Here is a 24,045-nt window from a genome sequence, read left to right on the forward strand (position 1 = left end):
TTTTTATTTCCTCCAATACTATTTCAACTATTTTTCACAGTAAGTTCGAAAGCTTATTTTTTAACTTGATTTCTTAATATCCTCTGGTGATGTATCTTTCTTCCACTCAGGTTTTTTTAATTTGAAGATGATTAGTGCTATTGCAATCATTACTACTGTAGCAACCACTTGATAAATAATATATCCAGTATATTGACTTGGTTTTAAAATAGATGGCGGTATAATACTTACAATAATCGTAAAAACAATACTAATCAGTGAAAGCATAGAGACAGTCCACATTAATCCATTCCCTCTGCTACCTAATCTGAAAGGTCTTTCAAGGTCTGGTTTCTTATAGCGCAAACGAACGGCTGCAATAGCAATTAAAATATACACAACACAATATAAAATCGTTGTTGTAATGGTTATAATTAAAAAGGCACTGTTAACATCTGGAACAACTATATATAAGATCGATACTAACGAAATAACAATTGCTTGAATCATTACAAAAGTGATTGGAATATCTTTCTCTGTTCTCCTCTGAAAGAACTTCGGTAAATTTCCTTCATCTGCTACTTTAATCATCGACTTACTTGGTCCAAGTACCCATGCACTTAGCTGCACTAAAACACCAATTAAAATCATTAAAGAAATGATGTTAACAACGATAGTTGGAATTCCTAAATTTTTACAGAAAATCATATATGGTTGTGTAATATTGGCAAGCTCCAATTTACCTTTTGGTACTGCATTTGCAACAGTTAACCCAGCAATGATATTAAAAATTGCTAATAAAATAACAGAAGCAATAACTGCAATTGGATAGTTACGTTTTGGATTCTCAATATTATTCGCATGTACAGAAGAAATTTCTACTCCTGCAAAAATAAAGATAATTCCTGATAAATAAGTTAAACTCCCTAAGTCCTTAAAATTAGGAACAAGATCACTTGACTTAAAACCACCTAAATAACTATTAGCTTGAATTCCGTTTTTAATCAGATAAATGACACCTAGAATTACAAGGATCACAAACGGTATGTATACACCTATAACAGCGCCCCAATTACCCGCAACCTTTACCATATCAAACTTAAGGTTTAATAACGTTACCCCCCAATATGAAATTAAGATTACGGCAAAAATAAAGTAATTATTTGAAGATAAATGAGGTTTATTTATTACGTAACCAAGTAGTACACCTACAGTTGACGCAACCATTACCATCCCGAAAAACATTTGAACCCATAATAACCATGAGGTAACGAATCCCCATTTCTCACTTAAACCATTTTTCACCCAAACTTGAGGCCCGCCTTCCACAGGGTAAACGGTTGAAAGCTCAGCTGACATTAACGCAATTGGTAGTGCAAAAGCAAACGCAGCAATTACCATATAGAAAATTTGGGTCCAACCAGTAATTGCAAGAGTCGGCACACTTCGCACCGTTCCAAAAAAAGCCATTGTAATACCAATTAACCCAAATAGTGTTAATTTTTTTGTATTAGCCATAAAAATTCCTTCTTTCCCATACTTAATGTAATAATTTATCAAAAAACATAGGCTGCATCTTTTTTAAATTAGACATATTACATAATAATTATGTAAAATAAGGAATTGGTGAATTTTGACATAGAAAAAATGCTCAAGAATTTACTTAGGATTAAATATAGAAATGCAAAACTACTGAAACATTTTTTAGGATTAATATAGCAATGTTTGATAGAAGGATTAGAGAAGATCCTTTAAAAAACTTCATTTTTCAGAAAAAAATTAATATCTTCACTCAAATATAATGAACACAAAAAAAGCATTCTAAATTCTAGAATGCTTTTTTGTGTTAACAATTAATATTTTTTCAGTTTTAAATTGTTTAAAAGTAAAACCATGATTAATATTTTTACTAACTTGTGTCACAATTCAATAAGTAACCTTACCGTTCTGCAGCCTTTTCAAATAATATCGACTTGTCTATTAAGCCGCAAGTTCCACATTGTACTAAATAGTCTGGTCCTTTATAAGGAACAAAGAATGGATCTAAGCCACTAGTTAAATATTCTTCTTTTTCAACATTTCCATTTTGTGGATCTAATTTAATGGCTTTTGGGTGTTGCTCAATTAGATAAAATCTACTTTTATTTGTTTTACACCGAGGACAAACGAGTTTGTGCATATGTTGTCACCTCAAATCGTTCATTTAAGGTTAATTTTGCCAAATTCGAAAATGTTATACATGTTGTTTATATTTGCTTACCTTCAAATACAATTTTTCTTCCAACAGGTTCTACTTCTTTCATTCCATTTTGGATAACCTCTTTAAAAATTGGTTCCTCCATTCTCTTAATAGGAGTATACCCTTCACTTTTCATTCGATCTAAACAATCATTAATTGATTCATTTTCAAAGACTTCAAATTTTTTCTTACTCACATTACTTCCTACTTTCTTTTTGAAAACTTGTTTGTAAATTTATGTAATCCTAAATAATAGTATACAATGAATGAATTATTGTATTCGAATGTTATTTCATTTATTGTGTTCATTTATTCTTCAATATTAAACTATAATCAACAGGTAGTTTTCTTACACTATGTTGCTATTTAATATGATAAGTTGATTTCAACTGTTCGCTTTAATAATAGCCTTATTAAAAGGCTCTTTTCTAGAAGATTGTTTCTTTTGGGATTTGTAATTATAAAGACAGAAGTTGATTCGGGCGGAAGGTGCGAGACTCCTGTGGGAATGGCGGGAAGGCTGAGACCCCGCAGGCTTGCCGAGGAGGCTCAGCTATCGCCCCACGGAAAGCGAGCATCCTGGAGTTGGTATCAACTAACGCATTCTAAAATAGCAATAATGTATACGAAAACTGCCTTTTAAAAACAACAATCTCTTAGAAAAGAGCCAATAAAAAACCTTACTCTCATTTTTTATGAAAGTAAGGTTTTATGAAATTATTTAGTAAACATGATTAATCTCTTAATCTTGAAATAAAACGTAATGCTTCAACATAGATCCAAATAATTGTTACGAGTAATCCAAATGCACAATACCATTCAAAATGTTTTGGTGCACCTTGGCGAATACCTCTTGTAATTAAGTCAAAATCTAAAAATAGATTTAAGGATGCGATAATTAAAACCCCTAAACTTACTAGTATTCCAATTGGGCCAGATTGGTGTATAAATGGTACTGGAACATGCATTAAGTGTAAGATAATAGTGATTAAATAGAAAACAGCTATCCCTATTGTTAAACCAAATACAATTGAACGGAAACGATCTGTAACTTTGACTAATCCTGTTGCATAGGCAATTAATGTACCTGCTAAAATAGCAATTGTTAATAGAGCTGCTTGAAGTACAATCATTCCATATGATGCTTCAAAAACAGCTGATATATTTCCAATTAATATCCCTTCAACCGCTGCATAGATTATGGTTGTAATTGGTGCTAACCTTGGTGAAAAACTTGTAACTAAGCCAATAATAAACGCAGTAATTGCACACCCAATAAAAACTTTAGGGCTTAAAGTACCATGTGTTGTTAAATAGTATGAATAACCAGCAGTCGCAATAACCATGATTAATGCTATGATTGTTTTGCTGACTGTTCCACTTAAGGTCATTGTATGCTGGGCAGATTTCGCTTTTGCTAATTGTTCAGAATTCAAAATAGGATTCGAACTTCTCATAATATCAACTCCTCTTTTTTTATTATTTTACCATTTTCTCTGATTTTCCAAAAGTTTAAACAAGCTAATACTATTATATATGTTAAAAGATGCCACTAAGGACATCTTTTTTCTGTTTCATATGAAATTAAAATTGTGTTTTTTCGCGTAAAAATGCTGTTAATTCACTAATAGCTACACGAGATTGTTCCATTGTATCACGATCACGAACTGTCACTTTACCATCTTCTACTGAATCGAAATCATAAGTGATACAGAATGGCGTACCAATTTCGTCTTGACGACGGTAACGTTTACCGATTGAACCAGTTTCATCAAAATCAACATTGAAGTCTGCAGCTAATGTTGCAAATACTTCTTGCGCTTGTTCTGATAATTTTTTTGACAATGGAAGAATCGCTGCTTTAAACGGCGCTAATGCTGGATGTAAATGCATTACTGTACGAGATGTACCATCTTCTAATTGTTCTTCTTCGTAAGCATCAATTAAAAATGCTAATGTTACGCGATCAGCACCTAAAGATGGTTCGATACAATATGGTACATATTTTTCATTCGTTACAGCATCATGATACGTAAAGTCTTCAGTTGAGTATTCCATATGTTGTTTTAAGTCATAATCTGTACGAGAAGCGATACCCCAAAGTTCTCCCCAACCAAATGGGAATTTGTATTCAAAGTCTGACGTCGCATTACTGTAGTGAGATAACTCATCTTCACTATGGTCACGCAGGCGAAGGTTCTCTTCTTTCATTCCTAGTGTTAATAACCATTTGTTTGCTGTTTCTTTCCAGTATTTGAACCATTCTAATTCTTCTCCAGGTTTACAGAAAAATTCAAGTTCCATTTGTTCAAATTCACGAGTACGGAATGTAAAGTTACCTGGTGTAATTTCATTTCTAAAGCTTTTACCAACTTGTGCAATACCAAATGGTACTTTCTTTCTCATAGTACGTTGAACATTTTTAAAGTTAACAAAAATCCCTTGAGCTGTTTCTGGACGAAGGAAAATTTCATTCGTACTTGATTCAGTTACACCTTGGAATGTTTTAAACATAAGGTTGAATTGACGGATATCTGTGAAATCATGACTTCCACAGTCAGGACATGCAATGTTATGCTCCTCGATTAATTTTGCCATTTCTGAGAAAGGAAGACCATCAACGATAATTTCCATTCCTTTTTCTTCTAAAGCATTCTCAATTAATTTATCCGCGCGATGACGAGCTTTACAATTTTTACAGTCAATCATTGGATCGTTAAAGTTTCCAATATGACCTGAAGCTTCCCAAGTACGTGGATTCATTAAGATTGCAGCATCTAATCCAACATTATATGGGCTCTCTTGTACAAACTTTTTCCACCAAGCTTTTTTTACGTTATTTTTTAATTCAACACCTAATGGACCATAGTCCCAAGTATTTGCTAATCCACCATAAATTTCAGAACCAGGAAAGACAAAACCACGATGCTTTGCATGGCTTACGATAACATCCATTGTTTTTTCAGACATTTTTTTACCCTCCATTAATTTAACGAAAATAGAAAAAGCTCTCATCCTTAGGCAATAAACGCCTAGGGACGAGAGCTATGCACCCGCGGTTCCACCCTAGTTGATGAAAAATCTTCATCCACTTTTATGAAATAACTCAAGAATGCCTTTCACTGATGGTCTTGACTGAGCTCTCACTATCCTCAATTCGCTAAACAAGATTTTCATCAGTTACTTTTTTCTATCATCGTTATATATGTATATTTTATGTATTGATTTTAACAAATGATACATACTTTCGTCAAATACTATTCTATTCATACTAAGCATTTCTATTCATAAAATGAACATTCAATCATTTGTGTTCTACTACCTGTTAAAGCGAGACAAAAGACTAATATAATCGGTCCTTTTTCACATGTAAAGATTTTTCTCTTTACATACTACTATTTTTTTTGGTATTATTAAAATTGTCGTTTTATAGTTTAGTCATCAGTTTTGAAAGGAGTGCTGGCTATGAGTAGCAGTATTTTTAATAAGAAGAAAAAGCGTTCTGCTGTTTTATTAAATAAACAACATTCATTCCGCTTATTGAAATCAAAAAAGAAACGCATTGTAGAGAAACGTCAAATTCAACTAAATAGTCTTTCAATGCATGAAAATACAAGTCCAGTAGAAAATGTTAAAACTGAAAATCGCTCTGCAATAAAAGTAATTGAAACTATTTCAATCGAGGGGTTACCAGTAACATTTCTATTAAAACTTGGTAAGCAATATTTTTCAGATTTAGAGGCTGTAAAATATTACTACAATGCAAATCACGAACAATTTTATAAAAATCGTAGTTTGCTAGAAGATAGCTTAAAATCTTCTATTTCTAGTTCAAATGATGCAATGAAGAAAGATATTAAATCATTTATTGAAAATCGTTAATATAGATCGGTCGCTTTTTAATCAACTTTTTGTCAGTAGCTAAAACTGTTAAAAACATTCTAGATTAAGACCTCAAACAATACGTAAAATAAATGAACTTATTTATTTTAATTAATCAGATCAGCATTTAATAGTTTCTTCTGACAAGTAAAAAAATGACCCATTTTGCGATATTATCACAAATGGGTCATTTTTTATGCTAAATAAGCTTTTTTAACCTCTTCATTATTCATGAGTGTTTTTCCTTCTCCGACCATCTGAATTTCACCGGTCTGAATAACGTATCCTCGATGTGCAATTTGAAGTGCTTGATATGCGTTTTGTTCAACAAGAAGAATTGTCATTCCTTCACTATTAAGTTGTTCAATGATTTCAAATATTTGTTCCACTATGATTGGTGCGAGCCCCATTGATGGTTCATCTAGCATAAGCAAGGATGGCCCCATCATTAACGCACGACCAATCGCAAGCATTTGCTGCTCTCCCCCACTCATGGTACCACCTTTTTGATCAATTCTTTCCCGTAAACGAGGAAAATAATTAAAGACTCTCTCTAAACGTTCTTTGATTATTTTTTTATCCTTTACGCTAAACGCACCCATTTCAAGGTTTTCCTTAACAGTTAGTTTCGAAAAAATTTTCCTTCCTTCAGGTACGTGAGCAATTCCTTTTAGGGCGATGTTATGAGTAGGTAACTTTAACAAGTCTTGATTTTTGTAATAGATCTCTCCTGATTTCGGTTTTACTTGTCCACTTATTGTTTTTAATGTAGTTGATTTCCCAGCACCATTACTCCCAATCAATGTGACAATTTCTCCTTCATTAACTTCAAGCGAAATATTTTTAAGTGCTTGTATACCACCATAAAACGAGTTTATTTCATTCAATTTTAAAAGTGTCATTTTTTGACTCCTTTACTATGCAGTAGTTACTGCACTTTTTCCTAAATATGCTTCGATTACCTTAGGATTATTTCGAATTTCAATTGGTTTTCCTTCTGCTATTTTTTCACCATGATCAAGAACAAATAGATATTCGGAAATCTCCATTACTAGTTTCATATCATGCTCTATTAGAACAACTGTTAAATTTAGGTCATCTCTCATTTGATAAATCAAATTGGTTAAATCCTTTGTTTCTTTAGGATTCATACCTGCTGCTGGTTCGTCTAATAATAGAATTTTAGGTTCAGTAGCAAGCGCTCGAGCTATTTCAAGTCTCCGCTGTGCACCATATGATAAGCACCCAGCTTCCTCGTTATATAATTCTTCTAAACCTACATATTCAAGCCATTTATATGCTTTTTTCATTGCCATTTTTTCTTTCTTTTTATATGTTGGTAAATGTAATAAAGTCGATAACACACTATAGTTTAAATGTTGATGCATCCCAACCATCACATTTTCTAATGCAGTCATACTTGAAAATAAGCGAATGTTCTGGAACGTTCTAGCAATTCCCTTTCTAGATACCGCATGAGGCTTTAATCCAACTAACGATTCATTTTGAAACATAATCTGACCACTTGTTGGTGTATAAACACCCGTTATCATATTAAAAAAAGTTGTTTTACCAGCACCATTTGGTCCAATTATAGCCGTAATGGTACCTGCATTAATTTCAATATTCACATCACAAACGGCAGTTAGTCCCCCAAACTTCTTTGTAAGATTTGAAATTTTTAGCATAGTACACTCCTTCCTACATTGAAATAGTTTGTTTATGTTCTTCCGTATGCGTTTCAATTAAATCTTCTTTATTCACTTTTTTATTTTTAGCAGGTAATAACCCTTGAGGACGAAATATTGCTACTAAAATTAATACCATACCAAAAATAAAGCGCTGCATTTTTGCAGGTGATAATGCTGTTGGTATTGATATTACCCCATCCAATGTTAATTGATTTAGATAGTTTGTAACTTCTGTTAATACTTGTAGATTTAAAATTGTAACAAGTGCCGCTCCTAAAATAACTCCAGGTACACTTCCCATTCCACCTAAAATAACCATAACTAAAATTGTTATTGACTGTAGCATCGTAAAGCTTGTAGGGTCAATAAACATTTGCTTAGCTGAAAATACTACCCCCATCATCCCTGAAAACGAAGCACCTATGGCAAAAGCTAATAATTTTGTTCGAACAAGGTGGATTCCCATTGATTGTGCTGCAATTTCGTTTTCACGAACCGCTTTCCATGATCTACCTAGTTTTGAATTTTCTAGTCTCGTTACTGCTAAAATGACAATACCTAATAAAGCTAATACAACATAATAAAATTGATTTGAATCACTTAGCACATATCCAAAAATAGTAGGTGAAGGAATGCCAGAGATTCCTTTTGCACCATTGGTAAAGTTGATTGGTCTATCTAAATTATTAAAAACAATACGAATAATTTCCCCAAAGCCTAATGTTACAATTGCTAAATAATCACCTTTGACACGTAATACTGGTATACCAAGCAATATACCTGATATAGCAGCAACAAATCCGCCAATAAAGATGAATAGCCAAAATGAATTTCCTGTTAAAGGGAAAAAATTAGTATGAATAAAATTTGTCACTTGATTTGTAGAAAAAATGGCATATGTATATGCACCTATTGCAAAAAAAGCAATAAATCCTAAATCTAACAAGCCTGCTAACCCAACAACAATATTTAATCCTAATGCCATTGCAACATAAATACCGACTAAGGTCGATACATCCATATACGACTGAAATGCTGTTCCTTGGCTCGATACATATGGTATCAATATGGTTAGTATAAAAATTGCAGAAATCCATTTTATACTATTTTTAAAATGAGTTAGGTAGAGTAAATAAAGTGAAAATAAGACTAATAAAAATGCTACAACAGATTCTTGTAGTAAATATAAGCTTAAAGATGTTGTAAGAACATATACACAAATTAAGATGGCTTGAGCTAATTTATTTTGCTGTAAATATCCTTTTATCTTATCCATTTATTTCACCTACACTTTCTCAGCTACTGATTTACCAAAAAGACCTTCTGGTTTAAAAATCAATACGATAATTAAGATTGCAAAGGCAAATACATCTTTATATTCAGATCCTAAAACACCAGATGTTAAAGTTGATAGATTAGCAGATGCAAACATTTCAAGAATACCAATCACGAAACCACCAACCATGGCTCCACGAATATTCCCTATTCCTCCAAGTACGGCAGCTGTAAAAGCTTTTAATCCTAATATGAAGCCTATATACGGATCAATAGTATTGTATTGAACAGCAAATAATACTCCTGTTGCTCCCCCTAATGCTGAACCTAAAAAGAATGTAAGAGAGATTACCTTGTTAACATTCACTGACATTAAACTAGCAGTCTCACGATCTTGTGCAACTGCTCTCATTGCCATTCCCCATTTTGTTTTATTAATAAAGAAGTCTAATGTAATCATCATGATCACTGCAACAACCAAAATAATGATTGAAGCGGACTTAATTTGTGCATTCCCAAAAACTGAAAGAATTGAATGTGTTTTTATACTGTGTTGAGTATTAAATAGTGATGGTCCCGTCAGAATGTAATTCCCTCTTTTTAATTCTGTAATAAAACGAACAAAATCCTGAAGGAGAAATGAAATACCAATTGCAGTAATAAGCGTTATCAGCTTAGGAGCTTTCCTCAATGGACGATACGCAACTCGTTCAATTCCCATCCCTACAAAACCAGTTAAAACAGACGTCAGAACTAACACAATTATTAAAATTAATAGAGCTGGCAATGAATGAAAAAGGCCTAAACCTGAAAACACAAATAGAAATGCTGTCCCAATAAACGCTCCACTCATAAAAATTTCACCATGAGCAAAATTAATTAATTCTAAAATCCCATAAACCATTGTATATCCTAATGCTACAATTGCGTAAACAGCTCCTAAAATGAAACCATCTACTAAAACTTGCGGAAGAGATTGAATCACATCATTCACTAAAATATCCTCCTTAATTTATTAACTAACATCGGGCGTTTATTTTTTTGTTAAATTCCAAATCTGCTTTTAGTAAAAAGAGATACCACAAAAAGTGATACCCCTTTTAAAGTTTGTTTCTTACTTAGAGATTTCGTCAATTTGTTTTCCAGGATATTTTGTTTCATCAAAATGGTAGATATATACTTTGGCAAATTTATTGTCACCTTTTTCATCAAAACCTACTTTTGTAACCACTCCGTTAAAATCCTGGATATCCCGGACTGCTTTTTCAACCTCTTCACGTGAAGGCATTTTATTATTATTATCTTTGATTGCATTTTTAATTCCTTGTAAGATTACACCCATTGAGTCATAACCATATGCAGAATATGACTCGATATTTTTGTTAAATTCTTTTTTGTATTGATTAGCAAACTCTTGGCCACCAGCTACTTTTAAAGTATCTGCTGCAACAGAAGTGTAGTAAACATTTTTTACTGCGTCCCCTGCTATTTCAACTAGCGTTGAAGAATCCAAACCATCTCCGCCCATAAATGGCATTTTCAGACCTTTATCAGCTGCTTGTTTAATGATTAAGCCACCTTCAGCGTATAACCCACCAAAAAATACTAAATCAGGTTTCTTAGTTGCAATATTGTTAATCACACCATTGAAATCTTTTTCGCCGACTGTAATTCCTTCATAGCCTACAATTTTTGCCCCTAATTTTGCTGCAGCATCTTTAAATGCATCAGCTAATCCAGTTCCATATGCTGTTTTATCTTGAATAATATAAATATTTTTAGCCTTTAATGTATTGACTGCATAGTTTGCTCCAGCTGGTCCTTGGAAATCATCTCTTGCACAAATACGGTTTACAGAGCTTAATCCCCTATCTGTCACTTCGGTTGCTGTATTTGCTGGTGAAACCATTGGAATATGGGCTTTTTCATATTTTAACGATGATGGGATAGCAACCCCTGAGTTCAAATGACCAACAACCCCAAGGATACTCGTATCAGCTGCAATTTGTTCTGCATTTGAAACACCCTTCGTTGGATCACCTTGATCGTCATATGGTACTAACTTAAGATCAAATCCTAGCTTTTTAAAATCTGCTTTTTGATTTTCTAATTCCATTTGTGCTCCTAATTTAATGGAATCACCAAGAGTTGCACTTCCTCCTGATAACGGAGATTGAGTAGCGACTTCAATAACCTTATTTTTATCCTTACTATCCTTTCCGTTACCACAACCTGCAAGCAATCCAGCTGTTAATGAAGCTGTTGCAAGTATTGCAACACCTTTTTTTAGCATCATAAACAAGCCCCCTGTTTTTATATTTTTCAGATTATTTAAAATCTTTAGAAAAATCATATGCTACTTTTTGTAATTAGACAACCATTTTTCATATCAATAATTCGACATTTCCCATTAATTACAACATTTTGTAAAAATGTCTTCTATATAATCTACGCTTCTCCAGCTTGGACAATTTTCTTAAAAAATATTTTAAAATATATTTGTAGGAAAATATTTTTATCCCGCATTAACGGGCAGTAAGACCCCCACCTCAAGATTGAGATAGGTACTGCCCGTAACGATTGGTTCAACTAACCATCAGTAGGGATGAAGCCCCCCACTGATGGAAGTTTCACTTTATACTGAATTGTAAAATCATAAAAAAGCTCTTCCTTTTTAAAAAGAAAGAGCTTTTTATGATTTTACTATATAGAAAATTATCCAAAATTAGATTTGATAAAAAATCACTATCTTATTAGGATTAACTTTATCCTTCAGTTGTGTATCTAATTAAAAATTGTAAATCTCCAGTTTCTTCTGTATCAAGAACAAAAGAACCATTACTATATTGATCACTATTTTTTAATTCACTTGGATTGATCATTTCAAATTGACCTGATTGACTCAATACAGCAAACATTTCACCAGGTTTTACGCCGTATACCCCTACAATTTGATGAGGATTAGCCTTTAGGTCTCTAAGTATTTTAACGCCTCTTGTCGCTCTAGAGCTTACAGGAATTATATCTAGTTTCATTTTCTTTACGGCACCTCTATGAGTTGCGCAAAGTAATTCAACAATCTCATCAGTCAACACATCCGCAGAAGCAACAAAATCATCATCTTTTAAATTGATTCCTTTTATACCTCCAGCACGAAGGCCTTGAATGCTGATCTCTGATTCATCAAATAATAATACATACCCTTTATTTGTTGCGAGGATTACTTTGTCTTTTCCACTTGTTATACTTGCATGAATCAATTGGTCATCATCTTTCAATGAAATAGCAACAAGTGATTTAGAGTATCTTTGAACTTTTAAAGTTTGTACTGAAGTTCGTTTTACATTTCCTTTTCTTGTAACAAATAATATATTATTTTCATTTTCCTCAAAGTTTGAAATGATATGAGCTGAAATAATCGCTTCTTCTTTTTCAATTGGAATGACATTTGCTATGTGCTGTCCCATATCTTTCCATCGGATATCTTGCATTTCATGAACTGGAAGATATAAATAATTACCAAATGATGTAAACAACAGAAGCGTGTCTGTAGTCGTACATTCTTTTTGGAAAATTAATCGATCTCCCTCTTTCATGCCATAATCTTTCCCATTGGAAGCAGAATATGAACGAGGTGTTGTACGTTTAATATATCCTTCATTCGTAACCGTTATGATTACATCTTCTTGTGCAATTATATCTTCTTTAATGATCTTAATTTCTTCTATTTCTCCTTCAATTTTAGATCGACGTTCATCAGCAAACTTTTGTTTTACTCGTTTTAAATCAGTTTTGATAACTGATAAAAGTTTTGATTCACTGTTTAAAATGGCTTCTAATTGCTGAATATGTTTTGCCAACTCTTCAGCTTCTTCTTGTAATGCTGTTATATCGGTATTTGTTAAACGATATAGTTGTAGCATCACAATCGCTTCAGCTTGTTGTTCTGTGAATTCATATTGAGCAATTAATTTATCTTTTGCATCACGTTTATCAGTAGCAGAACGAATTGTAGCTATAACTTGATCTAAGATTGATAATGCTTTTATTAAACCTTCTACAACATGTTGCCTTGCACTAGCTTTCTTTAGTTCATATTTAGAACGGTTCGTTACAACTTCCTTTTGGTGCTCAATATAAGCATCTAAAATTGCTGGTAACGACATGAGTTTTGGTGTGCGATTATAAATTGCAACCATATTAAAGTTGTAAGCAACTTGTAAATCTGTATTTTTATATAAATAATTTAAAATTGCCTCTTTATTTGCATCTTTTTTCAGTTCAATGACAATACGTAATCCTGTACGATCCGTTTCATCACGAACCTCTACAATGCCATCTACATTTCGATCTAATCGAATTTCATCGATTTTTTTAACTAAATTTGCTTTGTTTACTTCTGCTGGTATTTCGGTAATAATCAGTGCTTGTTTTCCACCACGTAACTCTTCAGTAGACACTAAGCTTCGAATGATGATTTTTCCTTTACCAGTTTCATAAGCTTTTCTTATTCCATCTACACCTTGAATAATCCCACCTGTTGGAAAATCAGGTCCATGGATGACAGTCATTAAATCGTTAACTGTACAATCTTTCCGTTCAATTCTCATGATCGTTGCATCGATTACTTCACCTAAATGGTGTGATGGAATATCAGTAGCATAACCCGCTGATATTCCTGTACTTCCGTTTACAAGAAGATTTGGGAACATTGCAGGTAATACAACTGGTTCCATACTTGTATCATCAAAGTTCGGTACAAAATCTACCGTTTCTTTATCAATATCTCTTAATAACTCACTTGCAATTGCAGATAATCTTGCTTCAGTATAACGCATAGCCGCTGGAGGATCTCCATCAATACTACCGTTATTACCGTGCATCTCAACTAAAAGATTACGTAGTTTCCAGTCTTGACTTAAACGCACCATTGCATCATACACAGATGAATCACCGTGTGGATGATAGTTACCAATTACATTACCAACTGTTTTCGCAGATTTACGATATTGTTTATCATGTGTGTTTCCTTCTACATGCATAGAATAAAGAATTCGGCGTTGTACAGGCTTTAAGCCATCTCTTGCATCTGGCAGGGCACGTTCTTGAATAATATATTTACTGTATCTTCCAAAACGGTCACCTAAAATATCTTCTAAAGGGATGTTATACAGTTTCTCCGATGCTTGCATCAGTTTGCACTCCCTTCAACTTCTACTTGTTCATTGTCTAAAATTTTATCTTCTTCATCTAAATCGAAAACAACATTTGATTCAATCCATTTACGACGTGGTTCAACTTTATCACCCATTAATGTTGTTACTCGGCGGTCTGCCTTCGCAGCATCATCAATTTTCACTCGGATTAAAGCCCTTGTTTCTGGGTTCATTGTTGTATCCCATAATTGATCAGCGTTCATCTCACCTAAACCTTTGTAACGCTGAATAGTATAGCCTTTTCCTATTTTTTTAATAGCATCTTTCAAATCAGTCTCGGACCATGCATATTCAATCACTTCTTTTTTCCCAGTCCCTTTACTTACTTTATATAAAGGAGGCAGAGCAATATATACTTTTCCGGCATCTACAAGTGGTTTCATGTATCGATAAAAGAATGTTAATAACAATACTTGAATATGTGCTCCGTCTGTATCAGCATCTGTCATGATAACAACTTTGTCATAATTAACATCAGCAACTTCAAAATCAGACCCTACGCCGGCTCCGATCGCATGAATAATCGTATTGATTTCTTCATTTTTAAAGATATCAGCAAGCTTAGCCTTTTCAGTATTAATAACTTTACCACGTAAAGGCAAGATTGCTTGGAAGCGTCTATCACGTCCTTGTTTCGCACTACCACCCGCTGAATCACCCTCAACAAGATAAAGTTCATTTTTTTGTGGGTTTCTAGATTGAGCTGGTGTTAATTTACCACTTAGAGATGTTTCTGAACGTTTACGTTTTTTTCCACTTCTTGCTTCTTCACGAGCTTTTCGTGCTGCTTCTCTCGCTTGAAAAGCTTTCACAGCTTTCTTAACGAATAAGGAAGCAATATCTGGATTTTCTTCTAAGAAATAAGCTAACTGGTCAGATACAACAGCATCAACTGATGATCGTGCTTCACTTGTTCCAAGTTTCCCTTTCGTTTGACCTTCAAATTGTAAAAGTTCTTCTGGAATACGAACGGAAACAACAGCAGCTAATCCTTCACGAATATCTGTTCCTTCAAGATTTTTATCTTTTTCTTTTAACATACCAGTTTTTCTTGCGTACTCATTAAATGCTCTTGTTATTGCTGATTTAGCACCAGCTTCATGAGTACCACCATCTTTTGTACGAACGTTATTTACAAAGGAAAGCATTGTTTCTGAATACGCGTCATTGAATTGAAATGCAAATTCTACTTCGATTTTGTTTTGAATCCCTTCGAAAAATACGACTGGATGTAATGATTCTTTTCCCTCATTTAAATAACTAACAAATGCCTCGATACCATTTGTATAATGAAATTCTTCATATATATCATGACGTTCGTCTTTAATTGTAATTTTCAAGCCTTTTAAAAGGAATGCAGATTCTCTAAGACGCTCACTAAGCGTATCGAAATTATATGATGTCGCACTAAAGATCGTTGGATCAGGTTTAAATGAAATAGTTGTACCAGTTCTTTTTGTTTTACCAACATTCTCTAGTGAAGTTACTGGCTTCCCACCATTTTCAAAACGCTGTTTAAAAATAGAACCATCACGATGTATTTCAACTTCTAACCATTCTGATAGTGCATTTACTACTGATGCACCAACACCGTGTAATCCTCCACTTGTTTTATATCCACCTTGTCCAAACTTACCCCCAGCATGAAGTACTGTAAAAATAACTTCTGGAGTAGGTTTTCCTGTTTTATGCATACCAGTTGGCATACCACGACCATGGTCTTTTACACTAATACTATTATCTTTATGTATGATTACATCAATTTGTTTTCCATGTCCAGCCAATGCTTCATCGACTGAGTTATCAACGATTTCATATACTAGGTGGTGTAGACCTCTGCTGTCTGTGCTACCGATATACATTCCTGGACGTTTGCGGACTGCTTCTAAGCCTTCCAGGACTTGTATTGCATCTTCATTATATGTTGTATGATTATTTGCCAACACCGAAACTCCCTTCTACTTTCGTACATTCAATCAAAGAACACTTGTTCTATTATATCATAAAAAATTGAATTACTGCTTCTAATCGTTCATGTTAATGGTTTTTTTATGAAGTTACAAGTCATTATCAAAAAAAATAGGCTGAATGTCCTTGTTTTCGACAAAAAAACTCACCATTTTCCTTAATTTTCTAAGAAATTGGTGAGTCGTTTCACATTATTTTGTTAAGGCATGCTCTACCTTAATGCAACGATTCATGATGACTGTCTTTCCATGTTGTTTTAATAAATCATAAGCTTCATCATTCTCTATACCCAATTGAGCAAAGAATACATCACAATCAATTTTTATAAACTCTTCCGCCACAGGTAGTAGATGCTCAGGTCTTCGAAATACATTTACGATATCTACTTTAAATGGTATTTCAAGTAAACTCGCATATGATTTTTCACCAAGAACAGTATCAACAGTAGGATTTACAGGAACAATTTTATACCCAGCTTTTTGCATTGCTTCACTAACCATAAAAGATGTCTTTGATGGATCTGAAGATAAACCGACAACAGCAATTACTTTACTACTTTTTAAAATTTTTCCAATTTCTTCTCTTGATGGGTACTTATCCATGCATCTCACCCTTTTCTATAATAAGTTGGCTGTTTTGTAAGTAGTTTTCATACTCCCAAAACAGCCATTTTTTATTATTTTAGAGCTTTAGTTTTCTATTCGTCAACTATTTAGAGCTCAATGTTATTGTTACAGTATGTTGACTACCTCCACGATAGAAGGTAATTTTCATATTATCTCCTACCTTTTTGTTTGAGTATAAATACTCACGAAGACTTAACACATCAGTAATTGGTTTTCCGTCTAATGCAACAATTACATCTAATTTACTCAATCCAGCTTTACTTGCCGGAGAGCCAGGTGTTACTTCAGTTACGACTGCCCCATCTGTAACATTTTTAGGAAGCTTTAATGTTTCAGCAATCGTGAATTGAGGAATTTCATTTAATGCTTTTAATCCTACACCAATTACAGGTCTTGTAACCTCGCCAAACTTTTCAATTTGGTCTAATATTGGTTTGGCAACATTTATTGGAATTGCAAACCCTATTCCTTCTACTGATTGTTCGGCAATTTTACTTGAGTTTATTCCGATAACCTCACCCTTTGCATTTAAAAGAGCTCCACCACTATTACCAGGATTGATTGATGCATCGGTTTGAATTACTTTTGCTTGATTATCTGCTACACCGTCTCCATCTAAATCCTGTGGAATCTCACGCGCCTTTGCACTAATAATTCCTTCAGTAACTGTACCCTCTAAAAATCCTAAAGGATTACCAATTGCGATTGCTGTATCTCCAGCCATAATATCATCTGAATTTCCAAGTTTTGCTACACTAGTAACATACTTAGCATCAATTTGCACCACTGCAAGATCTAGTAACGGATCAGTTCCTACAAGCTTAGCTGGCACTAATTGTCCACTAGGCATTTTTACCTTTAATTCTTTAGCACCTTCAACAACATGATTATTAGTTGCAATTAATGCTTTGCCACCAATCTTTTTATAAATTACACCAGATCCAGATCCTGCTTCTTGTATTTCCATTGAAAAAGGATTTGAAGCCTGATAATTATTTACCCCTACAACTGATTGTTTTGCCTGTGCAATAATACTTGTTAAGTTTTGTCTAGATACATTTGTCACTTGAATCGGTTGTAATTGTTGGTTATTTTGTACTGAGGCATTATTATTAAGTAATGCCGGTGAAACTAATGAAATCGTTAAAGCCCCAACAATTGCTCCGACAAATCCGGAAGTTAAATTTGATAATCCTTTACGATCTTTTTTTCTTCTACTATTTTGATCATCATTATTTGTTAGATTCGTTTCATCATAAAATCCCATCTTTTAGCCCTCCAAGAACAATTCGAATTTATTTATAACTGTACTATAAAATAGTGTTGTGTATTTTCTGTGAACTTTTTTTATTTTTTTCAATTTTTTTTGAAAGTCTCTTTATTGTTGTTATATAAATGGTTTTGTATCAAGGAGTTCGTGGGTTTCCGCTCCACTAATATTTATAATATAGTTTACTTTATTTAGCTCATTGTTTACGAAAACAGCTTTTTGAAATTTAATAATAATTATTCTTCACTATATTCTTTTAAAGTAAACAAGAATTCGACGCCTTTTTCAATATTCTTAACAGTTATAGTAGACTTATGTAGATCTAAAATTGTTTTAACAATCGCCAGTCCCAGTCCCGTTCCACCACTTTCTCTTGTTCTTGATTGGTCAATTCGATAAAATCGATCCCAAATTTTTTCGATTTGATTTTCTGGAATATGTGGGCCTTCGTTAAAAATCGATACTTCTATCTCTTCCTTTTTAGAAATTGTAATCGTAATTTTCTTTTCGTTTTCACTATACTTAATCGCATTTGATAAAATATTTATTAATACTTGTTGAATTCTTCGGTACTCACCTTCAACCAAAGTATGTGGAGGTATTTGAACATTAATTTGATAAATTGGACTTTCTGTTATATGTCCAAACATTAATTCACATACCTGTTCTATGCTCCGCACTATTTCAAAAGGCGTATTTTGTAAATGATATGTACCTGATTGCATTTTTGAAAGATCTAACATATCTTTTACTAATTCATTCATTCGGTTTGTTTCTTCTAAAATAACCGTAATATAATAATCATTTTTCGACTGATTTAATCCATCTTTTATTCCTTCCGCATAACTTTGAATAACACTTAAAGGTGTCTTCAATTCATGGGATACCCCACTAATAAATTCTTTTCTAATTGTTTCTAGTTGTTTTTCCTTTTCAATATCATCAAGTAGCTTTTTATTTGCAGTTTTCAAATCACTAATCGTATTTTCTAATCGAGTTGATAAACTATTTATACTCTTTGATATTTCGCCAATTTCATCATTTGAACGCACATCTATCTTTTCCGAAAAATCTAACTGTGCAAGTTTATTCGTAGCTTTATTAATTTTTAATAATGGCTTTGTTATCACTTTCGAGAAATAAAACGAAATGATAATAATTAAAAGTAACCCAATGACGAATGCATAGAAATAAAAACCTTTTAATACAAATAATGCTTCATTCACTGGTTGTAATGATGTTAAAGCAAAAATAATATCTGTACCATGTATTGTATGAATTGGATAAACAAACACTTTGTTTTGAGTCCCGCTCATTTTGTCTAAATAATCATAAGTTATCGGTAATTGACTTTCCTTGTATTTTCCGATATTAACATCACTATTTGCCAGATCAGCAATGGCATTCATTAAACTACTCATCTGTGCGGAATAAGTATATTGATTGGTTAATGGAAGGTGTAAATCAATTAGTTTTCCAGAAACTTGCACTTTTACTAATGGGTCTAAATCTGAAGACATATTCATTTCATTTTGTTTAGTAGATGATTGTTCCCAAATTCCATTTTTTGTTTTGATTAAAGTAGGTAAAAAATAGCCAGCTCGTATATATCCTTCAATATATACCTGTTCATTTTTCTTTAAATTTAATGAAAGAATTTGTTGTAAATCATTTGAATATAATAAATTATTTAATGGAATATAAATTTTCTCACCTTTATTAGTTAGTACAGTTAAATCAAAATTGTTTTCAGCTTTTAATATCCCATTTTTATCTAAAATGGCAACTGAGGTATTGTATTGATTATAAAATTTAGCAATTTCGGATTCTAATTGACTACTTGTCCATGACTCCGTCTTATATTCATTCACGAATGTTTTAAGTTGATTACTAACGAGACTTACCTTTTTCGTAGTATAAAACGATTGCAAAAAAAGGGATTGTCCAACAACTACGATTGCTAAAAAAACTACAAGTAAAATCGTTACTGACAAAAACAACTTTTTAACGATGCTTTTTTTCATATTAATTCTCCTCAAATTTATAACCAACCCTTATTACTGTTACAATATTTGATGCTTTTCCCCCTATTTTTTGTCTTAACTTTTTAATATGAGTATCGACCGTTCGATCATCTCCATCATAGTCATATCCCCAAATTTGATTTAATAATTGTTCTCTCGTTAAGACAATATCTTTATTTTCTATTAAATAATGAAGTAATTCGAATTCTTTATTAGTTAAAAATACCTGCTCTTCTTCAATGAACACTGTCCGTGACTTCGGATTTAATGTTATCCCTGATTTAGTTCTTTCATTTAATTCAGTACTTGTCAATTCTCCTACCCTCTTAAGGAGACTTTTCGCTTTAGCTACTAATATCTTCGGGCTAAAAGGCTTTGTAACATATTCATCTGCTCCAATATCGAATCCGATTAATTGGTCTTCTTCATCAGATCTAGCAGTTACCATTATGATAGGTGTGTTTGATGTCTCTCTTATTTTTTTACAAACATTCCAACCATCAATTTTTGGAATCATTATATCTAATATCACAAGATGGACATCGTTTTGCTCAAATAAATCCAACCCTTCTACCCCATCTGCCGCTTCAATTACATGAAAATTTTCCTGTACAAAATATTCTTTGACAATATCTCTTAAACGTAGCTCGTCTTCAATGATTAAAACCGTTTTGAACATGATTATTTACCCTTTCGTTTTGAGCAATTTCTTTTTTGACAATATTTTATCATACTAACTGTTTAAAATTGGAAAATATACTGTTAAAGATACAAATGTCATGATATTCATGAATATAACTATTTTTTTCTTCATACCCTGTGTTAAAATAAGTCAAGATTATTCATATTTATTTGATTTGAAGAGGGGTTTCTAAATGAACTATTTCATTTTTGTACTTGCCTACTTAATTGGTTCTGTACCTTTTGGGTTAGTTGTAGGTAAACTTTTCTACGGTGTTGACATTCGTGAACACGGTAGTGGTAATTTAGGTGGTACAAATACATTTCGTGTATTAGGTAAAAAAGCAGGTTTCATAGTAACCATTGGAGATATATTAAAAGGAACATTAGCTGCATCACTTCCATTATTGTTTCACCAAGACTTGAATCCTTTATTTGTTGGATTATTTGCTGTAGTTGGACATATGTATCCAATATTTGCTGGGTTTAGAGGTGGGAAAGCAGTTGCAACTTCTGCTGGGCTACTTTTATTTCAATCGCCATTATTATTTCTTATTTTGTTAATCTTTTTCTTAGGCTGTTTATTTACAACAAAGTATGTTTCTTTATCATCCATGTTAACTGCAATAGTTTCAATGATTGGTGCATGGATCGAAGGAGATAAAATTCTATTTTATATTTTGACAATCATAACAATATTTATTATTTACCGTCATAGAGCCAATATTAAGCGAATCATGAATGGTACTGAATCAAAAGCTAATATAAAATTATTTAAGAAATGAAAAAGCGCCTTAGAGGATAGTTTCCTTCTAAGGTGTTTTTTGTTTAGGCTGTGATCGACCCTTTGTTGTAATTAATAATGAGATTAGTTGATTTCCGCTTCAGGATGCTCGCTTTCCTTGGGGCGGGCGGTGAGCCTCCTCGTCACTATCGCTCCTGTGGGGTCTCACCTGTCCCGCTGCTCCCACAGGAGTCTCGCACCTTCCGCTCCAATCAACTAATTATCAACAGTATTCTTTATCAAACTCTTATAAAAAAGAATCTATTATAAATACCCTTTTGTTAATCTACAATTTCAAAATAGAAAAAAATCTGTTCCATTCCCGCGAACGTAAAAAGGCATTGGATTTATTAGTATCTCCAATGCCTTCCATTTAGGTAATAATTATTTATTATTTCATTGCTTTTTCATACGCTGCATACCATTCAGGAAATTTTTTCTTAAATTTAAGTGGTTTAAAATCCTCTTTAGAAACGATTACATGCGTTGATTCACCAATACTGCATAGTTCTCCTTGATCATTAAACACTTCATACGAATAAACAACCTTAATTGGACCAAGTGATTTTACACTAGTTTTAACAGTAGCTATCTGACCATATTTCAAACTTTTTTTATATGAAATTTGGAGGTCTACTACAGGTGAAAGTACTCCCTGCTTTTCCATTTCAGCATATTCAAATCCTAAGTCTTTAATTAATTGAGTACGACCTAATTCAAACCAAACTAAGTAATTCGCATGATAGACAACACCCATTTGATCTGTTTCAGCGTAACGGACTTCAATCTGTTTTTCAGCTACAAGCATTATTCTCTCCTCCTTATTTCATTTCTATCTTACCAAAAATGATATGATTTTTTCTAATACTTTGTTTTTACGAATGACAATTAGACCAAAATTCTTCTAAATATTTTTCACAGTCATATATTGTTAATGACGTAATTATAAAATTAGGAAAGGAGCAAAGTTAATGCAAATTCACGTAGTAAAAAGCGGAGAAACAGTAATGAGCATTGCTAAATTATACGGTGTTGAACCACAAAGTGTCATCAATTCAAACGGTCTATCCGCTCCTTATAAGATTGTTACTGGGGAAGCTCTAGTTATTCCAACAACTGGAAATCAATACATTGTTCAACCTGGAGACAGTTTATACACAATCGCACAAACTTACAACGTCACGACAAATCAACTGGCACTATATAATGGAATTAGCCCTTATTCAACAATTAATATTGGGCAAAAATTAACCTTACCTCCTCATAAAAAACGAGATGCTGAAACTGTTGGTTATATCCAGCCTACCTCTGTCCCAGTAAGACCAGGTTTAATCGAATCAGCTAGAGAAGAAAGTAAATATTTAACATATCTTGCTCATTTTAGTTTTGAAGTCAAGCGCGACGGAACCTTAACCGAACCACCTATGGATGATATCCCTGCCATTGCAAGAAACAATCGTTGTGTTTATATGATGGTCGTGTCAAATTTGGAAGCTGGTAATTTTAATACTGAACTAACTCACAGTATCTTGCAAAGCTCTGCTGTTCAAGATAAATTAATTGATAATATTCTCCAAATCAGTAGAAGGTATGGGTTCCGTGATATAAATTTTGACTTTGAAGATATTAGTGCAAATGACAAAAATGCCTATATTAACTTCCTAAGAAAAGTTAAATCTAGACTTCCAGAGGGGTACTTTTTAAGTGCTACACTCGTCCCAAAAACAAGCTCTAAGCAAAAAGGACGGTATTACGAAGGGCAAGATTATGAAGGAATTGGTCGAGTTGTAGATTTTGTAATAATCATGACATACGATTGGGGATGGCAAGGTGGCCCTCCTGCATCAGTTTCACCTATTGATCAAGTAAGGAAAGTATTAAACTATGCTAAAACTCAAATTCCACCAAACAAAATTATGATGGGACAAAATTTATATGGATTTGATTGGAAAGTGCCATTTCGTCCAGGTACAATGGCAAAAGCATTAAGCTCCGAGGCGGCTATCAAACTTGCAATTACTCATGGTGTTCCGATAAGTTTTGATAATAAAACAAAATCTCCATATTTTAGATATACTGAATCAAATGGTCAAAGACACGAGGTTCACTTCGAGGATGCTCGTTCAGTCCAAGCAAAATTTAATTTATTGAAAGAAGAAGGTCTTCGTGGAATCTCATATTGGAAACTAGGGTTACCATTTATTCAAAATTGGGAACTTCTTCAAAATAACTTTAATATCGCTAAGAGGAGATAAACAAATGCCAGGTTAGCTCATTTTTGAGAACCTGGCATTTTTTATAAAGGCTGTTTCCGTATACATTGTTGCTATTTTAGAACGCGTTAGTTGATTACATCTCAAGGCTGCTCCCTTTCAGTTGTAATCAACTTCTGTCTGTAAAATTAAAATCT

General features: G+C 33.1%; 20 protein-coding genes and 1 other annotated feature. Of the genes, 3 read left to right on the plus strand and 17 right to left on the minus strand.

The features are described 5' to 3' along the window. Positions 1-60 precede the first annotated feature (60 nt). From tyrP to J5Y03_RS12015, 5 genes are all read right to left on the minus strand, one after another. Positions 61-1,497, minus strand: coding sequence for a tyrosine-tyramine antiporter (gene tyrP / locus J5Y03_RS11995; RefSeq protein ID WP_209405923.1), 1,437 nt, complete (start codon positions 1,495-1,497; stop codon positions 61-63). A gap of 421 nt (positions 1,498-1,918) precedes the next feature. After that, positions 1,919-2,158 (minus strand): DNA alkylation repair protein, encoded by a 240-nt coding sequence (locus J5Y03_RS12000; protein WP_209405925.1) that lies wholly within the window; start codon positions 2,156-2,158, stop codon positions 1,919-1,921. Between the two features lie 67 nt (positions 2,159-2,225). Next, complete coding sequence (locus tag J5Y03_RS12005) at positions 2,226-2,414, minus strand: NETI motif-containing protein (RefSeq protein ID WP_209405927.1); 189 nt, start codon at positions 2,412-2,414, stop codon at positions 2,226-2,228. Between the two features lie 538 nt (positions 2,415-2,952). After that, positions 2,953-3,675, minus strand: a complete 723-nt coding sequence (locus tag J5Y03_RS12010) for a Bax inhibitor-1/YccA family protein (RefSeq protein ID WP_209405929.1) — start codon at positions 3,673-3,675, stop codon at positions 2,953-2,955. A 127-nt stretch (positions 3,676-3,802) separates the two neighbouring features. Continuing rightward, positions 3,803-5,188 carry a glycine--tRNA ligase gene (locus J5Y03_RS12015; RefSeq protein ID WP_209405932.1) on the minus strand — a complete coding sequence of 462 codons (1,386 nt, stop codon included), beginning with the start codon at positions 5,186-5,188 and terminating at the stop codon, positions 3,803-3,805. Between the two features lie 61 nt (positions 5,189-5,249). Then, positions 5,250-5,424, minus strand: a binding site (T-box leader). Between the two features lie 259 nt (positions 5,425-5,683). Here J5Y03_RS12015 and J5Y03_RS12020 point away from each other — a divergent pair. Beyond that, positions 5,684-6,100 carry a hypothetical protein gene (locus J5Y03_RS12020; RefSeq protein WP_209405934.1) on the plus strand — a complete coding sequence of 139 codons (417 nt, stop codon included), beginning with the start codon at positions 5,684-5,686 and terminating at the stop codon, positions 6,098-6,100. Between the two features lie 194 nt (positions 6,101-6,294). On the opposite strand, the gene J5Y03_RS12025 is transcribed toward J5Y03_RS12020, so the two are convergent. From J5Y03_RS12025 to J5Y03_RS12075, 11 genes are all read right to left on the minus strand, one after another. Continuing rightward, positions 6,295-7,002, minus strand: a complete 708-nt coding sequence (locus J5Y03_RS12025; RefSeq protein WP_209405935.1) for an ABC transporter ATP-binding protein — start codon at positions 7,000-7,002, stop codon at positions 6,295-6,297. A 15-nt stretch (positions 7,003-7,017) separates the two neighbouring features. Then, positions 7,018-7,788, minus strand: coding sequence for an ABC transporter ATP-binding protein (locus J5Y03_RS12030; RefSeq protein ID WP_209405937.1), 771 nt, complete (start codon positions 7,786-7,788; stop codon positions 7,018-7,020). Between the two features lie 13 nt (positions 7,789-7,801). Further along, positions 7,802-9,067 (minus strand): branched-chain amino acid ABC transporter permease, encoded by a 1,266-nt coding sequence (locus tag J5Y03_RS12035; protein WP_209405940.1) that lies wholly within the window; start codon positions 9,065-9,067, stop codon positions 7,802-7,804. A 9-nt stretch (positions 9,068-9,076) separates the two neighbouring features. Further along, complete coding sequence (locus tag J5Y03_RS12040; protein WP_407648422.1) at positions 9,077-10,060, minus strand: branched-chain amino acid ABC transporter permease; 984 nt, start codon at positions 10,058-10,060, stop codon at positions 9,077-9,079. Positions 10,061-10,180: 120 nt separating this feature from the next. Continuing rightward, positions 10,181-11,362, minus strand: a complete 1,182-nt coding sequence (locus J5Y03_RS12045) for a branched-chain amino acid ABC transporter substrate-binding protein (RefSeq protein ID WP_209405942.1) — start codon at positions 11,360-11,362, stop codon at positions 10,181-10,183. A gap of 469 nt (positions 11,363-11,831) precedes the next feature. Beyond that, the gene (gene parC / locus J5Y03_RS12050) at positions 11,832-14,258 is read right to left on the minus strand and encodes a DNA topoisomerase IV subunit A (protein ID WP_209405944.1); all 2,427 of its coding nucleotides are present in this window, start codon (positions 14,256-14,258) and stop codon (positions 11,832-11,834) included. Then, positions 14,258-16,225, minus strand: coding sequence for a DNA topoisomerase IV subunit B (gene parE, locus J5Y03_RS12055; protein ID WP_209405946.1), 1,968 nt, complete (start codon positions 16,223-16,225; stop codon positions 14,258-14,260). Before parE ends, parC begins: the two co-directional genes overlap by 1 nt. 216 nt (positions 16,226-16,441) lie before the next feature. Continuing rightward, positions 16,442-16,852, minus strand: coding sequence for a CoA-binding protein (locus J5Y03_RS12060; RefSeq protein WP_209405948.1), 411 nt, complete (start codon positions 16,850-16,852; stop codon positions 16,442-16,444). Between the two features lie 106 nt (positions 16,853-16,958). Beyond that, positions 16,959-18,143, minus strand: a complete 1,185-nt coding sequence (locus tag J5Y03_RS12065) for a S1C family serine protease (RefSeq protein WP_209405950.1) — start codon at positions 18,141-18,143, stop codon at positions 16,959-16,961. Between the two features lie 239 nt (positions 18,144-18,382). After that, positions 18,383-20,170: a sensor histidine kinase gene (locus J5Y03_RS12070; protein WP_209405952.1), complete on the minus strand. Its 1,788-nt coding sequence runs from the start codon at positions 20,168-20,170 to the stop codon at positions 18,383-18,385. A 1-nt stretch (position 20,171) separates the two neighbouring features. Further along, the gene (locus tag J5Y03_RS12075; RefSeq protein WP_209405954.1) at positions 20,172-20,849 is read right to left on the minus strand and encodes a response regulator transcription factor; all 678 of its coding nucleotides are present in this window, start codon (positions 20,847-20,849) and stop codon (positions 20,172-20,174) included. A gap of 196 nt (positions 20,850-21,045) precedes the next feature. On the opposite strand from J5Y03_RS12075, the gene plsY reads away from it, so the two are divergent. Then, on the plus strand, positions 21,046-21,636 hold the full coding sequence (plsY, locus tag J5Y03_RS12080) for a glycerol-3-phosphate 1-O-acyltransferase PlsY (RefSeq protein WP_209405956.1): 591 nt from the start codon (positions 21,046-21,048) through the stop codon (positions 21,634-21,636). A 390-nt stretch (positions 21,637-22,026) separates the two neighbouring features. On the opposite strand, the gene J5Y03_RS12085 is transcribed toward plsY, so the two are convergent. After that, positions 22,027-22,443 (minus strand): acyl-CoA thioesterase, encoded by a 417-nt coding sequence (locus tag J5Y03_RS12085; protein WP_209405958.1) that lies wholly within the window; start codon positions 22,441-22,443, stop codon positions 22,027-22,029. Positions 22,444-22,606: 163 nt separating this feature from the next. Here J5Y03_RS12085 and J5Y03_RS12090 point away from each other — a divergent pair, with 163 nt between their 5' ends. Continuing rightward, the gene (locus J5Y03_RS12090) at positions 22,607-23,890 is read left to right on the plus strand and encodes a glycosyl hydrolase family 18 protein (RefSeq protein WP_209405960.1); all 1,284 of its coding nucleotides are present in this window, start codon (positions 22,607-22,609) and stop codon (positions 23,888-23,890) included. Positions 23,891-24,045: the final 155 nt, after the last annotated feature.

It is taken from the genome of Gottfriedia endophytica, from assembly GCF_017814275.1.
In the GTDB taxonomy this organism is placed as follows: domain Bacteria; phylum Bacillota; class Bacilli; order Bacillales; family Bacillaceae_G; genus Gottfriedia; species Gottfriedia endophytica.

What these genes read in the sequence shown, in the direction of transcription:
- tyrP (WP_209405923.1), bottom strand. Translation starts at nt 1,497, where the DNA reads ATGGCTAATACAAAAAAATTAACACTATTTGGGTTAATTGGTATTACA.
- J5Y03_RS12000 (WP_209405925.1), bottom strand. Translation starts at nt 2,158, where the DNA reads ATGCACAAACTCGTTTGTCCTCGGTGTAAAACAAATAAAAGTAGATTT.
- J5Y03_RS12010 (WP_209405929.1), bottom strand. Translation starts at nt 3,675, where the DNA reads ATGAGAAGTTCGAATCCTATTTTGAATTCTGAACAATTAGCAAAAGCG.
- J5Y03_RS12015 (WP_209405932.1), bottom strand. Translation starts at nt 5,188, where the DNA reads ATGTCTGAAAAAACAATGGATGTTATCGTAAGCCATGCAAAGCATCGT.
- J5Y03_RS12020 (WP_209405934.1), top strand. Translation starts at nt 5,684, where the DNA reads ATGAGTAGCAGTATTTTTAATAAGAAGAAAAAGCGTTCTGCTGTTTTA.
- J5Y03_RS12025 (WP_209405935.1), bottom strand. Translation starts at nt 7,002, where the DNA reads ATGACACTTTTAAAATTGAATGAAATAAACTCGTTTTATGGTGGTATA.
- J5Y03_RS12030 (WP_209405937.1), bottom strand. Translation starts at nt 7,788, where the DNA reads ATGCTAAAAATTTCAAATCTTACAAAGAAGTTTGGGGGACTAACTGCC.
- J5Y03_RS12035 (WP_209405940.1), bottom strand. Translation starts at nt 9,067, where the DNA reads ATGGATAAGATAAAAGGATATTTACAGCAAAATAAATTAGCTCAAGCC.
- J5Y03_RS12045 (WP_209405942.1), bottom strand. Translation starts at nt 11,362, where the DNA reads ATGATGCTAAAAAAAGGTGTTGCAATACTTGCAACAGCTTCATTAACA.
- parC (WP_209405944.1), bottom strand. Translation starts at nt 14,258, where the DNA reads ATGCAAGCATCGGAGAAACTGTATAACATCCCTTTAGAAGATATTTTA.
- J5Y03_RS12060 (WP_209405948.1), bottom strand. Translation starts at nt 16,852, where the DNA reads ATGGATAAGTACCCATCAAGAGAAGAAATTGGAAAAATTTTAAAAAGT.
- J5Y03_RS12065 (WP_209405950.1), bottom strand. Translation starts at nt 18,143, where the DNA reads ATGGGATTTTATGATGAAACGAATCTAACAAATAATGATGATCAAAAT.
- J5Y03_RS12070 (WP_209405952.1), bottom strand. Translation starts at nt 20,170, where the DNA reads ATGAAAAAAAGCATCGTTAAAAAGTTGTTTTTGTCAGTAACGATTTTA.
- J5Y03_RS12075 (WP_209405954.1), bottom strand. Translation starts at nt 20,849, where the DNA reads ATGTTCAAAACGGTTTTAATCATTGAAGACGAGCTACGTTTAAGAGAT.
- plsY (WP_209405956.1), top strand. Translation starts at nt 21,046, where the DNA reads ATGAACTATTTCATTTTTGTACTTGCCTACTTAATTGGTTCTGTACCT.
- J5Y03_RS12085 (WP_209405958.1), bottom strand. Translation starts at nt 22,443, where the DNA reads ATGCTTGTAGCTGAAAAACAGATTGAAGTCCGTTACGCTGAAACAGAT.
- J5Y03_RS12090 (WP_209405960.1), top strand. Translation starts at nt 22,607, where the DNA reads ATGCAAATTCACGTAGTAAAAAGCGGAGAAACAGTAATGAGCATTGCT.